We start from the raw sequence: 15,555 nt of genomic DNA, 5'->3' as shown, positions 1-15,555 counted from the left end.
CCTTATCCACAGAGGATAGAGAATGTACTTTGAGATTTTGGGAAAAGACACCCCGCTCGCCCCCACGGTGGTGCTCTCTGCCGGTCTGGGCGGCGCAGGCAGTTTCTGGCAACCGCAGATTGAAGCGCTGAGCGAGCATTTCCGGGTAGTGGTTTACGATCATCAGGGCACCGCCCGCAGCCAAGGCGAGGTGCCGGCCGGCTACAGCATGGCCGATATGGCGGATGAGGTGGCGCAGTTGCTGCGCTCGATTGGCGTTGAACACTGTTATTTCGTCGGCCACGCGCTTGGCGGCATGATAGGCCTGCAGTTGGCGCTCACGCACCCGGAACTGGTCGCAAAACTGGTGGTGGTTAATGGCTGGCCAACGCTGGACAGCCAGACCCGGCGCTGCTTCAAAGTGCGCCAGGACCTGCTGCTCAACAGCGGCGTGGAAGCCTATGTGCGCGCCCAGCCGCTGTTCTTGTTCCCCGCCGACTGGCTGTCGCGACACGAAGCGCTGCTGGATGAGGAGCTGACGCATCAGGTGGCGCATTTCCAGGGCACAGAAAACCTGTTACGCCGCCTGAGTGCGCTGATGAATGCCGATTTCCGCCCGTACCTGGCGGACATTTCCACCCCGACGCTGGCGTTGTGTTCCCGCGACGATTTGCTGGTGCCCTATCACTGCTCGCATCAGTTGGCGGAGAGCCTGCCGTTCGGTGAACTGGCGCAGATGGCGTACGGCGGCCATGCCATGAGCGTGACGGATGCCGACAACTTTAACCGTATTCTGCTCGGTTGGTTGCTGAAAACCCACGGCCAGTCGTCTGCTTGCGGCCCTGCGGACGCCCAGCTTGAGCCCACAGGACTGAAACACTGAGTTCAACCGCCAGGCCCTTCAAGATGGGCTAGCCACAGGAGAAAAAGTATGCAAACCCAAACCCTTCTTGCCAGCGCGCCACTTGTGCCACAGGGCGTAGAAAAACAGGACTTTCGCGACGCGATGGCGCGCCTGGGTTCGGCCGTGAATATCATTACCACCGACGGCCCAGCAGGCCGCGCCGGGTTTACCGCCTCTGCAGTATGCAGCGTTACCGATACGCCCCCGACGCTGCTGGTGTGCCTGAACCGCTCCGCATCGGTGTATTCGGTGTTCAAGCAAAACCAGACGCTGTGCGTCAATACGCTGGCGGCGGAACACGAGTCGCTGTCGAATCTGTTTGGCGGAAAAACGCCGATGGACATGCGTTTTTCCGCCGCCCGTTGGTCCACGCTGGCAACCGGCTCCCCCATTCTGCATGGCGCAGTGGTCTCTTTCGATTGTCGGATTAGCCAAATTGTCAGCGTCGGCACCCATGACATTCTGTTCTGTCAGGCGGTGGCGCTGGCGCGTAATGACGAAAGCCACGGGCTGGCTTACTTCGATCGCCGCTATCACCCGTTATTGAAACAATGATTTGCCGATAATGCCGTAACGCGCACTCACCTGCGCCCCTAACCTGCCCCCCTGTTTTTGGAGATGACGATGGCGAATACCTGGTTTCCCCAATGGCGCATGAAGCAAGGCAATCTGGACGGTGCGGTGGTCGCACCCGATGAAAGGCTGCCGCTGGTGCCAACGCTGGTTATGGGCTTGCAACACGCGGTGGCCATGTTTGGCGCCACGGTGCTGATGCCGCTGCTGATGGGCTTTGACGCCAACCTGGCCATATTGATGTCCGGCATCGGCACGCTGCTGTTTTTCCTGGTGGTCGGCGGCCGGGTGCCGAGTTACCTCGGTTCCAGCGCGGCGTTTGTCGGGCTGGTGATCACCCTCACCGGTTACAGCGGCCAGGGCGCGAACCCCAACATTGCGCTGGCGCTGGGCGGCATCATCGCCTGCGGGGTGGTGTATCTGCTGATTGGGTTTGTGGTGATGAGCGTCGGCACCCGTTGGATCGAACGCCTGATGCCGCCGGTGGTGACCGGGGCGGTGGTGATGGCGATCGGCCTGAACCTGGCACCTATCGCCGTACGCAGCGTCTCGGCGTCCAATTTTGACAGCTGGATGGCGGTGGTCACCATTTTATGCATCGGGTCGGTGGCGGTATTCACCCGTGGATTGATGCAGCGGCTGCTGATCCTGCTCGGGCTGATCGCCGCCTACCTGATTTATGTGGTCGTGACCAACGGTTTTGGGCTCGGCAAGCCGGTGGATTACAGCGCGCTGAGCCAGGCGGCCTGGTTTGGCCTGCCGCAGTTCACCGCGCCGGTGTTTAACCTGCACGCCATGCTGTTGATTGCCCCGGTGGCGATCATTCTGGTGGCGGAAAACCTCGGACATGTGAAAGCGGTGGCAGGGATGACCGGCCAGAATCTTGATCCCTATATCGGCCGCGCCTTTGTCGGCGACGGGCTGGCGACCCTGCTGTCTGGCTCGGTAGGCGGCACCGGGGTCACGACCTATGCTGAAAATATCGGCGTGATGGCGGTAACCAAAATTTACTCCACCCTGGTATTTGTCGCCGCAGCGGCGGTGGCGATTGTTCTGGGCTTTTCACCCAAGTTCGGTGCGCTGATCCACACTATTCCAGGCCCGGTGCTGGGTGGCGCCTCGGTGGTGGTGTTCGGTTTGATTGCCGTTGCCGGCGCGCGTATCTGGGTGCAAAACAAGGTCGACTTGGGCGATAACGGCAACCTGATTATGGTGGCCGTAACACTGGTGCTGGGTGCCGGCGATTTTGCGCTGACCATCGGCAACTTCACCATGGGGGGCATAGGGACAGCCACCTTCGGCGCCATTATTCTGAATGCGCTGCTGCGCAACCGTAAAATCCTGCCGCTGGCGGACAACGCCGCACGTTGACACCGAGGGCCCGGCCTGCCGGGCCTTATTCAGCCAGCGCCGCTGCCTTGCCTTTGCGGCGAATGCGCAGTTCGCTGACCAGCACGCCCAACACAATCAGCCCGCAGCCCAACAGGGCAACCCCCGGTAAACGTTCGCCTGCAATACGCCCGACGATCCCCGCCCAGACCGGTTCGCCGGCATAAATGACCGTAGCGCGCGTCGGTGACATGCTGCGCTGCGCCCAGTTCATCGTCAGTTGAATCATGGCGCTGGCGATACCCAGTCCTATCGCGCTGTACAGCAGATAGCTGGTGTATGGCGGCACCGCCTCGCCGGTCGGTACCATCATCAGGAACGAGGCCAGCGATGCCGTCCCCAGTTGTACCACCGTCACCCGTTTGATATTCACCTTACCGGCATAGGCGCCAATCAGAATGATCTCGGCCGCCATGCCCAGCGTGCCGATCAATGTCAGTATCTCGCCCGCGCTGAGCGTCATATCCGCGCTGCTCGGCGCGGCCAGCAGCATCAGGCCGGTGAACGCCAGCAGAACGCCGACCCACGACATCACGCCGGGAAAACGCCCCAGCACCAGCCACTGTAACAACGGCACCATCGGCACATACATGGCGGTAATAAACGCCGATTGGCTGCTGCTGATCGTTTGCAACCCAACGGTTTGCAGACCGTAGCCAAACATGATGGCAATGCCGATAAACACGCCCGCTTTCAATTCATACCAGGTCAACCCGCGCAGGGTGCGCAGGGAGAACAGCGTCAGCACCAACGTGGCGGCGGCAAAACGCAGCCCGACGAAAAAGAACGGCCCGCTGACCTGCATGGCATGATGCACGGCCAAAAAGGTACCGCCCCAGATCATGGTGATGAAAATCAGCACCGCTTCCTGAAGTTTGATTTTGAAAATAAGCGTGGAAATAAAGGATTTTTTTACTGCAGACACTGACTTGCCCTTAATGCCGGGTGCAATATAATGCACAGATCGCACCAGTATGAGGGAATGCCTGCGGATGAGCAATATAGTGCACAATGAAAAACATGACGCGCTCAAAGTGCTGCAATATCTGAGCAGCAACCTGCGCGGATACCGCCAGCAAGCCGGGCTAAGCCAGATGGCGCTGGCGGAAAAATCCGGCGTCAGCCGTCGCATGCTGGCCGGGATTGAAGCCGGTGACCGCAACGTCAGCCTGGCGGTGTTGGACAAACTTGCCGAGGCGCTGAATATCGCCTTCACCGATCTGATCCAGGCACCGGAAGCACGCGGCAATCATCTGGTGGGTGAGCTGGCCTGGCAGGGGCGCGAGCCGGCAAGCCAGGCGGTGTTCGTCGCCAGCGTGCCCGCACGTCAGCGGGTGGAGCTGTGGGAATGGGCGCTGATGCCGGGCGAACGCTACGACTCGCTGCCGGATGCCGCAGGCTGGAACGAAATTATCTATGTGATCACCGGCAGCCTGACGCTGGTGCTGGAACAACAGACCCTGACGCTGGATGCCGGTGAAACCCAGGTGTTCAACAGCGATCAGCACTATGCCTACGTCAACCGCACCGATCGGCCGCTGCGTTTTATCCGCAACGTCACCTTTTAATCATCCAGCGCCGCCACTTCTGGCAGCTCTTCCAACGGCGGCTGGATCCCCTCGGAAATATAGTCTTTGGCGGCGAAGGTGCATTCATCGCCCACGTCGTCCTCCACGACCACATGTTTGATGGCGCCGTCGCTCAGCAATACCCGTTTGATGCCACGAAATGATGTCATTGTTTCCTCCGTTAATGGGCCGGACACACTGCAAGTGTAGTTTAGCCCTCGTCGGCCGCGGGTGTCACTCGCCTGTCGTGCGCACCCTACTGCTGCCAGAGGTTTTCAGCCGTTGGCAACGGCAGCGGCTGGAGCAAAAGCTCAGGCGTCTGCACTGAGTTTCAGCCAATCCGCCAGCCGGGCGAGCGCGCTGCCCGGCCTGATTTCCTGTGGCGACAACAGGCAGTAACCGCTGCCATCCGGCGTAAAACCAAAGGGTGCGCTCAGCAAACCGGCGGCCACATCATCGCGTACCTGCTGCCACGGGCCGATGGCAATCCCCATCCCCGCCACTGCCGCCTGCAGGCTGAAATAGAAATGGTCAAAACGCTGCTCCGGCTGGCCAGTCAGCGCCACGCCTTTCCCCTGCGCCCATTGCCGCCAGGCATCGGGACGGGTGGCGGAATGCAGCAGTACCGCGTCGTGGCTCAACTGCAGTTGGCCGTCGCCAAGGGTTACCCAGCGCCGCAGCGTTTCAGGTTTGCACACCGGCCCGACCCGCTCGCTGAACAACGCCAGGCTGTGCAGCTTATCCCCCCAGTCAAAATCGTTGCGCCGGATAGCGGCGGTAATGCCGTCATGAAACGAAAATGGCCCGCCACCGGCCACCAGTTGCAGGTTGATTTCCGGGTGCGCCTGCTGAAACGCCGGCAGACGCGGTATCAACCAGCGCATCAATAACGTTGGCTCGCACGACAACACCAGCGGCGCGTCCTGCGCCTGCTGGCGCAGCGTTTGCGCCGTATGATCCAGAATGCCGAATGCTTGCTGAGACGCCTGAAACAGCGTGTGCCCGGCTGGCGTAAGATATACCCGCCGGTGGCGGCGCTCGAACAGCGCAATCCCCAGCTCATCCTCCAGCGCTCTGACCGCACGGCTGACGGCCCCGTGCGTCAGGTTCAGGCTGCTCGCCGCCTGCGTAAAGCTTTCCAGTCGCGCAGCGGCCTCAAAGCAGCGCAGCCCGCCCAGTGACAGCGGCCGATTAATTTTGCGTGAGTTTTTCTCACTGATACTGTCAGTTTTCATCGTTTGTCACCGCCGGCTATTCCTCTTATAAATCAGCCACTCTCTTCTGATTTTTTACAGGATAACTATGACTGAACTCCTCGCCGTCGTCACCATCACTTTACTCGCCGTTATCAGCCCCGGGCCGGACTTTGCCATGGTGTCACGCAACAGCCTGCTCCTTTCCCGCCGCGCCGGGGTGCTGACCGCCTGCGGTATCGGCACCGGTGTGGTGATCCACGTGAGCTATACCCTGGTCGGTGTCGGCGTGTTGATCCAACAGTCGCTGTGGTTGTTTACTCTGCTGAAGGCGATCGGTGCCGCCTATTTGATTTATCTGGGTGTCAGCATGCTGCGCCACGCCGGGGCTGCCGCCGCTGCCTCTTCCCACGAAGACACAGCCGCCACCAGTGACTTCGCCGCGCTGAAGACCGGTTTTTTGACCAATGTGCTGAACCCCAAAACCACTATTTTTATCGTCAGCCTGTTCATGCAGGTGGTCAATCCGCAGACGCCGCTCAGCGTGCAGATCGGCTATGGGCTGTTTATTGCGGTTGCCCATATTCTCTGGTTTGCCGCTGTAGCGCTGCTGTTTTCCGCGCCGGGCGTCAATGCGCGCCTGCTGCGCCTGCGTAAAGGCATCGACAGAGCCTTTGGCGGCCTGCTGATCGCCTTCGGTGCGCTGCTGGCGATAGCCGGCATCAAATAAGGTTCAAGGATAAGTTCAGCATTCACTTCTATGCTTATGGGGCATTTCTTTTAATCACCGAGCGGGGAACGCAACATGGCAAAAGTTTTGGTCCTTTATTACTCAATGTACGGGCATATCGAAACTCTGGCAGAAGCGGTAGCAGAAGGTGCGCGCAGGGTCAGCGGCGTTGAAGTCACCGTGAAACGGGTGCCGGAAACCATACCAGCGGATGCCTTCGCCAAGGCCGGCGGCAAAAGCGATCAAAAAGCGCCTGTCGCCACGCCACAGGAGTTGGCCGATTACGATGGCATTATCTTCGGTACCCCTACCCGCTTTGGCAACATGGCCGGGCAGATGCGCACCTTCCTCGATCAAACCGGGGGACTGTGGGCTTCCGGCGCGCTGTATGGCAAGGTCGGCAGCGTATTTTCGTCCACCGGTACCGGTGGCGGCCAGGAACACACTATCACCTCCACCTGGACCACGCTGGCGCACCACGGTTTTATTATCGTTCCGATCGGCTACGCCACGCCCGAACTGTTTGACGTCTCCCACACCCGCGGCGGCACGCCCTATGGCGCGACCACTATCGCCGGGGGTGACGGCTCGCGTCAGCCCAGCCAGGAAGAACTGACCATTGCCCGTTATCAGGGCGAACACGTGGCGAAAATCACTGCCAAGCTGAAAAGTTAAGCAATAACCTTCCGTTATCTACCCGGTGGGGCCGCGGATTCGTTCGGCCCCATCTTGTTGCCAACCCGCAGCAAGGTTAAAATGCCGCTCAGCCTGCCATTCACTACCTGAACGTCACGGTCGAAATTCGTTCTGCCCGTCTATCACCGGCATTGGCCCTGATGGCGGGCGTTCTGTTTTTGCGCATAGCGAAGGGAAATAAGTCAGTGTCTAAAGATTTTGATGAACTAATAAGAGACATGGATCTTATTATTGAAAATGTAGACAGTTTCAAGGCTATGGCCCCGCGCGCACCCGAGCCACCCGTTGCGCCGCCGGCAGTTCACCACTACGACTCGTTCTGCGAGAACGTTGCGTTGAAAGTGGTGTTGAAAGTCCTGCTCTCGTCGGTGGATAAAATCGTCAAGGTGCAGATTGCCAATAAGGTCGAGCAGGAGATCGCCCAGATAGAACAGCAGGTAGTACGTGCCGGCGGAGGGCCAGTGTCGCCTGACGATCTGGCACAGATGACGCAGTATGTGCGCCGCACCGTAAATAACCTGTTGGAATAAGCACCAGCCTTATTAGTCGGTGGTATCGAAGGTTAGCCACCTGCTGCTATCGCCGCTCTCGATTTCCCCTCCAATTCGACACAACTTTGTGTATCAGCTGTAGCACATTCATAACCTGAATGTGTTGCATTGTTGTATTCATTTCACTGATATAAGTTAAAAACACTGTAAATAAATACAGTATATTTTAACTTATTGAGGATATGAATATGCGCTTTAACAAGATGTTAGCCCTGGCCGCCCTGCTGTTTGCCACTCAGGTTTCGGCCGAAACGCTCGAATCCATCGACAACTGCGCGGTGGGTTGCCCGACCGGTGGCAGTAGCAACGTATCTATCGTTCGCCACGCTTATACTCTGAACAATAACAGCAGCACCAAGTTCGCCAACTGGGTGGCTTACCACATCACCAAGGACACGCCGGCCAGCGGCAAAGATCGCAACTGGAAAACCGACCCGGCGCTGAACCCGGCAGATACGCTGGTACCGGCGGATTACACCGGCGCCAATGCGGCGTTGAAAGTTGACCGTGGGCATCAGGCGCCGCTGGCCTCGCTGGCGGGGGTGTCTGACTGGGAGTCGCTGAACTACCTTTCCAACATCACGCCGCAGAAGGCCGATCTGAACCAGGGATCCTGGGCGCGGCTGGAAGATCAGGAACGCAAGCTGATTGACCGGGCGGATATCAGCTCGGTGTATACCGTCACCGGCCCGCTGTATGAACGTGATATGGGCAAACTGCCGGGGACTCAAAAAGCGCACACTATCCCCAGCGCCTACTGGAAGGTGATTTTCATCAACAGCAGCCCGGAAGTGAACCACTACGCCGCGTTCTTGTTTGATCAAAACACCCCGAAAAGTGCCGATTTCTGCCAGTACCGCGTAACGGTCAGCGAGATCGAAAAGCGCACCGGGCTGATTATCTGGGCGGGTCTGCCGGAGGATGTGCAGGCTTCACTGAAGAACAAGCCAGGGGTGCTGCCGGAGCTGATGGGCTGCAAGAGCTAAAACCAACAACCCCGCGCTCAAAGGGTGCGGGGTTGTCACCGGGGGCTGTCTATACCGGGACCGAGTTATTGAGTTTGATTTTCCACGCGTGTAATCCCGTGTTTCTTCATAACGTCTTCCATGGTCAGATTTTCATCCTCTGGCGTTTCATCAATGACGACATTTTCCGGGCGAACATAAGGCTTGGTTGCACGCTTGAACATCCACCACCAAACGAACACCAGGAACGCCCCGGACTTCAGAAAAATCATGGTCCATAACGCCACTTGATACCAGTTCATCTCTATCTCCATGAAAGAGTTAAGCGCAATCGCATCACTCTATTTTAACCTTTGCACTGCCTTGATCAAGCGTTGGCGGCGCATCTGCCGGGGATGACATCGAACAGATTGGGGAAAAAACGGTGTGACAGTTTACGCAGGGAGGACTTCAGTAACGGTGAAGCGAATAAACATGCTCTCACGATGTGCGGACAACTCACCAACGACGATTCGCCCACTAGAATCCGAGAAGACCAAAACCTAAAGAATCGTGATGCCCACCATTAAAGAAGTCACTCATCAGGTTCATATCGGTCTGTGGTCGGCTCGAAAAATGACGGGCATGACAAGCAGTGATTTTGCACATTGAAACAATGCAATTCCCCTATCTAATACCGCTGGGTGATATACACCCACATTGATTACCCTGATAACAAAATATCAGGCAGCAGATAATTAAGATGTTAATAATCTCATGGATCATGGGATTTATTTTCGGATTAACGGATACGCGATCAGATTTAAACGCCTTAATAATCAATCTTGAAAATCAACCCCAAAAGGCTTCCTCCGCATAAATTAATTAGCACATCAATAATTAATAATTTAATATGTTTAGTTTAATTTATATTAAACACATTGATGTTTGTAATTTATTATGTCAAAGACGCCATTTTATAAACACAATAAAAAACAGTTAGATAAAACAAAATTTTAATAAAACTGCAACATATAACCACAAAAATAAACATTTATTTACATTTGATAGCATTGCATGCGTTTGTGATTTATCTTCCTCGCAGTTATATGTATTAGCAAATTTAATTAATGTTATAGATTGCGGAGTGTTGCATGGATTTTAAATTCTCAAATAATCAGGTGGAACTGTATGAGTCAGCCTATCGTTTTGCCTTTAATGTTCTGGATCCAAATGCACACTCCAGGCTATCGCAACAGACAGTAAACATTGATTTATGGAAACAAGCGGCCGCTTATGGTTTTGTGCGTGGCCCTGTTTCATCCACCTTTGGTGGTTTGGAAATGGGGGCTTTAGATACCGCATTGATGATAGAGGCCCTGGGAAGAGGAAGCCGCGATATAGGCCTTTCATTCTCACTCTGCGCCCACTTATGTGCCTGCGTTATTCCGCTCTATCGCTTTGGTTCCAGTGAATTAAAAGCCAAATATCTTGAACCTCTGGTCACCGGCAGCTTAATTGCGGCCAATGCCGCAACCGAACCCGATGCCGGTTCGGATATTTATAGTATGAAATCGACGGCACAGCCCTGCGACGGTGGCTATATACTTAACGGTAATAAAGTTTTTATCACCAACGCCCCTATCGCCGACCTCTTTATCGCTTACGCCAAAACTAATCCTGACCACGGTTTTATGGGCGTTTCGGCTTTTCTGATCGAAAAAGGCACGCCGGGATTATCCGTGGGCGAAGTCCGCCCAAAAGATTGTCTTTCCAATTGCCCCTGGAGTGAGGTGACTTTTCAAGATCTCTTTATCCCGCAATCCCAGTTGATCGGCAAACCGGGGGCGGGAGGCGCGATCTTCCATGACTCGATGATATGGGAGAAAGGTTGTCTGTCCGCCCTGTTTATCGGCGCGATGGAGCGCCTGCTCGAAACCACCCTGGCCTACGCCAAGCAACGTCGGCAATTTGGCAAGGCGATAGGCCAATTCCAGTCAGTTTCCAATCGCATTATTGATATGAAGTTACGCTTGGAACAGTGCCGGTTAATGCTCTATCGCGCCTGCTGGCGACACGATCAAGGTCTTGAGGCTGAAGCCGATATCGCCATGAGCAAGCTGTTAATCTCTGAATACGCGGTCCAATCCGGCCTCGATGCCATCCAAACCTTTGGTGGAGCCGCCATGGATCAAGAGCTTGGTCTGGTTCGCCATCTGTTGAATATGATCCCCAGTCGGACCTTCTCCGGCACCAATGATATCCAAAGAGAAATTGTGGCCCGTAAGTTGGGTTTACGGGGAACGGCATTATGATTATTCAACGACTCTTTGCCGTTCTTTATATGCTGGCGGGGCTGGCCAAAGCCTTCCCTGAACTGGAAAGTGTGGCTGAAACTCTCAAGCTAGCGGCGATTGCCAACCAGGGTACCTGGTATCAGGGGATCACTTTCTGGCTGGCGGAACACGGCGCAGCAGTCAATATTCTGGTAGGCGCAGTGCTGTTCGGATCGGGGTTGGTGTTGATGCTTAACCCGCTCTGGACTACGTTAGTGATTTACGGTCAACTGCTGATGATGGCCATCTTTGTCACCCTGTTACATCATTCCCAGCCGCAGGTCATATTTTTAGACGCCCTCTTCGCTCTGGCCGCATTTTATATGCTGCATGTGCAATATCGCCGCAAGCCGCAGCCACGGACCTTCCCCACTCGCGCCTTTTCAACGCCCGTTACGCTCCCTGCCCCCCCCACGTCCCCGCCACTGGAAGACAAATATGATGTGGTGATTATTGGTGGCGGCGTCTCTGGGTTGACAGCGGCCACTGAGTTGACCCACAAGCGGGTTCTGGTTCTGGAAAAAAGCCCAACCTTCGGCGGAAATGCCCGTTATAACACCGTCAGCACGCTGAAATTCCCCATCGCCGGGGTCTGTTTTCAGCAACCGCAGCCAGACTCGTCCATGATGCGCCTGCTGAAAAAAATCGGCCTGGATCAGGCTTACAAATCCAATGAAAAAGATACCCTGGTTTTTTTCGATACCTTTTTACTGCTCCGTTGCCTGGGTGAGGTCACCCTGGGTTTTCTCAAATACCCCGCCTACTTGCTCAAACTCTCGGTTTGGGGACTGACCGGCCAACTTTTTTTACATGCGATTATAGGTAAACCTTATGTCGTGGCAGCCAAGCAACTGGGCGACCCTATTTTTGCCGAGCTTTATACTTTTCTGGATAAATTCTCCCCACGCAGCAAACACTATCCAAGTCTGCCCTGGACACCGGACAGCGCCTGGAGTCATGAGCACATGGCGCTGCTGGATAACCTTTCCCTTCACGACTATCTGTTTGAGCCGGACAAACTCGGCCTGTTGCCGGAACATCTGCAACCACCGCGTAAACTGGGCAAGTTAGTGGAAAATGCCGTGGCCACCACACTGCGGGTTGAGTGTCTGGATATTCATGACGTATCTGCCTATGTCGGATTGCATTTTCTGGTCGGTTACCTGCGCGGAAATCTGGTCACGCTGCCAGGGGGAAATGGCGGCATCAGCGCCGGTCTGTACGATTACCTGAGCGGCCATGACACTATCCGGCTGCAAAGTCATGCTCAACTGCAAGCCATCACCCCTCAGCCAAACGGGACGCTCATTGAGGTCATCGTCAATGGCGAACTCAGCCGGGTGATGGCCCGACAAGTGATTTGGGCTGCGCCCAAAACCGAACTGGCAAGCTGGCTACCGGCGCTGCCTGCCGAACAGTTGGCCGCACTCGAGCAAATCCGCCACGAAGATTATTATCTGGCGAATGTCTTGCTGGAAAAACCCCTGCTCAGTCATTCATTCGGCGGTTATCTGATCGAACCTGACGCAGCCAACGAGCCGTATTCCTGGTGTAAAGCAGGCACCTGTCTGGTCGCCAATTGGATGGATAATCAGGCGGGTGCCGACGTCGGTGTTCTGACCTTGCTGAAACCCACCACCCGCTCGGAGCGCCAGGATCGTACCGCAAAAAACGAGTTTGTGGCGTTGCAGCAGCAAACCTATGTCGAAATCGCCAAAGTCCTGCGCAACCTGGGGATCCCCGCCAGCATGATCGAAGATATCCACATCTGGTATTGGCCAGCGGGACTGGTGACCTCCGTGGTCGGGCAACAAGCGCAGGGGGTGTTTAACCTTGCTCGCCAACCGTTTAAAAACATCCATTTCGCCAATCAGGACAGCGTCGGTATCGGCAATATTGAAAGTGCGGTGTCTGCCGGGCTTGAGGCGGCAACGGCTGTGAAAGCGGCTCTGGCTCAGGAGTTCCCCCCAATAGATTTCGCCGCCAATCTGGAGATGTCGTCATGAGTCGCTCACTGATTGTCGAACTCTCCGGTGATCCGATGCTGAAGCATCACCATCTGGGTGGTAAAGGGTATTCATTAAATCATCTAATCAAAGCCGGCCTGCCGGTACCGCCGGCATTTTGCATCACTGTCCAGGCTTACCAGCAATTTATTGAAGCCACAGTTCCCGGGCAGATATTGACGAAGGGTGCCAGAGGCGAGGTACGCGATATTATTCTGGGCGCTAATGTGCCCACCTCTTTGCAGCAGGCAATCAACGACGCTTATCAGCAATTGGGCGATGACGCCTCCATTGCCGTTCGTTCCTCGGCATTGGAGGAAGACGGCCAACATCAATCCTTTGCCGGACAGTACGACACCTATCTGCATGTTAAGGGCGCCGAGGAGGTATTACGCAAGGTGCAATCCTGCTGGGCGTCATTGTGGGCAGAACGGACGGCGCACTACAGCCAGACGCACGCCTCGGAAAGCGAGATTGCCGTGGTGTTGCAGGTGATGGTGGACGCCGATGCCGCCGGGGTGATGTTTACCCAGGATCCACTGACCGGCAATGCCGATCAGGTGGTGATCGACAGCTGCTGGGGCCTGGGAGAAGGCGTGGTCTCCGGACAGGTGACCACGGACAGCTTCACTCTGGACAAAGCCAGTGCCAACCTTTGCGATCGGCAAATCCGCCACAAATCGCATTACTGCCAGCGGGATGCTCAGGGGCAAGTGACGCTACTGGCCACCCCTGAGGCCAAACGCGATATACCCAGTTTGACCCCGGAGCAGCTGCGTCAATTGGTCACCCTGGCCAGACAGGCCCAACTTATTTACCGCACCGAACTGGATATTGAATGGGCGGTAAAAGATAACCAGGTCTGGCTGCTACAGGCACGGCCTGTCACTACCCAGGCCAAGCCTGCTCAGGTTATCTACGCCAATCCCTGGGAGAACGATCAGGCGATCAAGGATCGGGCCTTTTTCTCGCGGATGGACACAGGAGAGATTGTCACTGGATTGATGACGCCGCTGGGATTGTCGTTTTGTCGGTTCTACCAGAAACATATTCATGGCCCGGCGATTAAAACCATGGGACTTGCTGATATCAGCGATTGGCAAATCTACATGGGGTATATACAGGGCTATGTTTATCTGAATATTTCCGGTTCGGCTTATATGCTCAGGCAGTGTCCGCCGACCCGTGATGAAATGAAATTCACCACCCGTTATGCCACCGCCGACATTGACTTCAGCCATTATGAGAATCCCTATGGGAAAGGCGTGCAAGGCTGGAGCTACGTCAAAAGTGGTTGGTATTGGCTCAAACAGCAGGTTCACAATCTGCGCAGTGCCGCCAACACCGTCGAACAGATGATTGCTTTACGCCAACAGGAAACCCGCCGCTTTCTGGCGCTGGATTTAACCGCCCTGTCTCTGGTTGAACTGGAGCAAGAACTGCAACGGGTTGACCGCTTTTTCCTCGACAGTTGCGCCGCTTACATGCCTTTTTTCCTGCAATCATTTGCCCTCTATGACGCCCTGGCGCAAACCTGCGAACGCTATCTCAAAGGCCGGGGCCAGGGATTGCAAAATCGCATCAAGGCGTCGATGAACAACCTGCGCACCATTGAAGTGACGCTGGGTATCATCAAAATGGTGGACAAGGTCAATCGACAACCTGCACTGAAAGCGCTGTTTGAACAGCACAGCGCCAATGAATTGGTCAACATCTTGCCCGAAGATGAGATCTCCCGCGCATTCTGGCAGGGCGATTTTAAGGATTTCCTGTTTGAATTTGGCACCCGTGGTCGCCAGGAATTTGAGTTGAGTATTCCGCGCTGGAATGATGATCCCAGTTATCTGTTGCAGGTAATGAAAATGTATTTGCAGCACCCGGTGGATCTGCAAAAGAAACTCAGAGAAACGGAAAGGCTGCGTCATCAGGACAGCGAAGCACTGTTCAAAGAAATGACATGGGTCGGTCGATTCAAGTTAAAAACCCTGACCAGGCTATATGCCGTGATGGCCGAACGCCGTGAGGCCACCCGCCCCACCTTTATCACCGAAACCTGGTTCTATCGCTGCATTATGCTGGAAGTTCTGCGACGCCTGGAAACTCAGGGCGTCGTTAAAATGAGCGACCTCCCTTATGTCGATTTCGAGCAGTTCCGCGCCTATATGGCGGGTAAAATCCCGGCACAACAGGCTTTTGCGCAGACACTGCTCGATCAGAATCGCCACCAGCATTTATTGAACTTGCATGCTGAAGAGCCGCCGTTGGCGATTATCGGTTCCTACACGCCGAAAATGAAAACCCCCGCAGCGGATAATACCGCCGGCGTATTCACCGGCCTTGCCGCAAGCCCCGGCAAAGTGGTGGGAAAAGCGCGAGTCATTACCGACCTGCCAACCCAGGCTGGTGAGCTTCAACCCAACGAAATCCTGGTGGCGCGCTTTACCGACGCCAGTTGGACACCGTTATTCGCACTGGCGGCCGGTATTGTCACCGATATCGGATCCACGCTTTCACACAGTTGCATTGTGGCACGAGAGTTTGGCATCCCCGCCGTAGTCAACCTGAAAGTAGCCACCCAACTGATTGCCAGCGGAGACACTCTGATCCTCGATGGCGATAGCGGAACGGTCATTATCCAACGCGGAGAAGAACCTGACGCTGATGGCTGATCCACGCCCTACCCAAC

At 55.6% G+C, this 15,555-nt stretch carries 15 protein-coding genes; 11 read left to right on the top strand and 4 right to left on the bottom strand.

The genetic code is table 11. The features are described 5' to 3' along the window. Nucleotides 1-22 precede the first annotated feature (22 nt). The 3 genes from rutD (at nucleotide 23) to rutG (ending at nucleotide 2,827) form a co-directional block, all read left to right on the top strand. Nucleotides 23-862: a pyrimidine utilization protein D gene (gene rutD / locus SERAS12_RS08870; RefSeq protein WP_013812367.1), complete on the top strand. Its 840-nt coding sequence runs from the start codon at nucleotides 23-25 to the stop codon at nucleotides 860-862. A 48-nt stretch (nucleotides 863-910) separates the two neighbouring features. Next, nucleotides 911-1,438 carry an NADH-dependent FMN reductase RutF gene (rutF, locus tag SERAS12_RS08865; protein ID WP_013812366.1) on the top strand — a complete coding sequence of 176 codons (528 nt, stop codon included), beginning with the start codon at nucleotides 911-913 and terminating at the stop codon, nucleotides 1,436-1,438. A 69-nt stretch (nucleotides 1,439-1,507) separates the two neighbouring features. Then, on the top strand, nucleotides 1,508-2,827 hold the full coding sequence (gene rutG / locus SERAS12_RS08860) for a pyrimidine utilization transport protein G (protein WP_013812365.1): 1,320 nt from the start codon (nucleotides 1,508-1,510) through the stop codon (nucleotides 2,825-2,827). 25 nt (nucleotides 2,828-2,852) lie between these two features. Here the strand turns inward: rutG and SERAS12_RS08855 are convergent, their stop codons facing one another. Then, entirely contained in the window at nucleotides 2,853-3,770 is a 918-nt protein-coding gene (locus SERAS12_RS08855; protein WP_013812364.1) for a DMT family transporter, read from the bottom strand. 67 nt (nucleotides 3,771-3,837) lie between these two features. Between SERAS12_RS08855 and SERAS12_RS08850 the strand changes: the two genes are divergently transcribed. After that, on the top strand, nucleotides 3,838-4,413 hold the full coding sequence (locus SERAS12_RS08850; RefSeq protein ID WP_013812363.1) for a helix-turn-helix domain-containing protein: 576 nt from the start codon (nucleotides 3,838-3,840) through the stop codon (nucleotides 4,411-4,413). Here SERAS12_RS08850 and SERAS12_RS26425 read toward each other — a convergent pair. Next, a complete protein-coding gene (locus SERAS12_RS26425) occupies nucleotides 4,410-4,583 on the bottom strand; it encodes a hypothetical protein (protein WP_013812362.1) in 174 nt (57 codons plus the stop codon). The two genes, SERAS12_RS08850 and SERAS12_RS26425, sit on opposite strands and share 4 nt — an antisense overlap. 141 nt (nucleotides 4,584-4,724) lie before the next feature. Then, complete coding sequence (locus tag SERAS12_RS08845) at nucleotides 4,725-5,648, bottom strand: LysR family transcriptional regulator (protein ID WP_013812361.1); 924 nt, start codon at nucleotides 5,646-5,648, stop codon at nucleotides 4,725-4,727. Nucleotides 5,649-5,715: 67 nt separating this feature from the next. Here SERAS12_RS08845 and SERAS12_RS08840 point away from each other — a divergent pair, with 67 nt between their 5' ends. From SERAS12_RS08840 to SERAS12_RS08825, 4 genes are all read left to right on the top strand, one after another. Then, the gene (locus tag SERAS12_RS08840) at nucleotides 5,716-6,336 is read left to right on the top strand and encodes a LysE family transporter (protein WP_013812360.1); all 621 of its coding nucleotides are present in this window, start codon (nucleotides 5,716-5,718) and stop codon (nucleotides 6,334-6,336) included. A 75-nt stretch (nucleotides 6,337-6,411) separates the two neighbouring features. After that, nucleotides 6,412-7,011, top strand: coding sequence for an NAD(P)H:quinone oxidoreductase (gene wrbA / locus SERAS12_RS08835; RefSeq protein ID WP_013812359.1), 600 nt, complete (start codon nucleotides 6,412-6,414; stop codon nucleotides 7,009-7,011). Nucleotides 7,012-7,250: 239 nt separating this feature from the next. Then, nucleotides 7,251-7,562, top strand: a complete 312-nt coding sequence (locus tag SERAS12_RS08830) for a hypothetical protein (RefSeq protein ID WP_041416554.1) — start codon at nucleotides 7,251-7,253, stop codon at nucleotides 7,560-7,562. Between the two features lie 209 nt (nucleotides 7,563-7,771). Beyond that, nucleotides 7,772-8,569: a DNA/RNA non-specific endonuclease gene (locus tag SERAS12_RS08825; protein WP_013812357.1), complete on the top strand. Its 798-nt coding sequence runs from the start codon at nucleotides 7,772-7,774 to the stop codon at nucleotides 8,567-8,569. A 65-nt stretch (nucleotides 8,570-8,634) separates the two neighbouring features. Here SERAS12_RS08825 and SERAS12_RS08820 read toward each other — a convergent pair whose 3' ends face one another. Further along, complete coding sequence (locus tag SERAS12_RS08820; RefSeq protein WP_004942827.1) at nucleotides 8,635-8,850, bottom strand: hypothetical protein; 216 nt, start codon at nucleotides 8,848-8,850, stop codon at nucleotides 8,635-8,637. 831 nt (nucleotides 8,851-9,681) lie between these two features. Here SERAS12_RS08820 and SERAS12_RS08815 point away from each other — a divergent pair. Genes SERAS12_RS08815 through SERAS12_RS08805 form a run of 3 tightly spaced genes read left to right on the top strand, consistent with a single transcriptional unit; the run spans nucleotide 9,682 to nucleotide 15,538 of the window. Further along, on the top strand, nucleotides 9,682-10,842 hold the full coding sequence (locus SERAS12_RS08815; protein WP_013812356.1) for an acyl-CoA dehydrogenase family protein: 1,161 nt from the start codon (nucleotides 9,682-9,684) through the stop codon (nucleotides 10,840-10,842). Beyond that, nucleotides 10,839-12,869 (top strand): FAD-dependent oxidoreductase, encoded by a 2,031-nt coding sequence (locus SERAS12_RS08810; protein WP_013812355.1) that lies wholly within the window; start codon nucleotides 10,839-10,841, stop codon nucleotides 12,867-12,869. Before SERAS12_RS08815 ends, SERAS12_RS08810 begins: the two co-directional genes overlap by 4 nt. Beyond that, the gene (locus SERAS12_RS08805; RefSeq protein ID WP_013812354.1) at nucleotides 12,866-15,538 is read left to right on the top strand and encodes a PEP/pyruvate-binding domain-containing protein; all 2,673 of its coding nucleotides are present in this window, start codon (nucleotides 12,866-12,868) and stop codon (nucleotides 15,536-15,538) included. Before SERAS12_RS08810 ends, SERAS12_RS08805 begins: the two co-directional genes overlap by 4 nt. The last annotated feature ends 17 nt before the right edge of the window (nucleotides 15,539-15,555 follow it).

Source organism: Serratia sp. AS12, assembly GCF_000214195.1.
Lineage (GTDB): Bacteria > Pseudomonadota > Gammaproteobacteria > Enterobacterales > Enterobacteriaceae > Serratia > Serratia plymuthica.
This window is presented reverse-complemented; position numbering and strand designations above follow the sequence as displayed.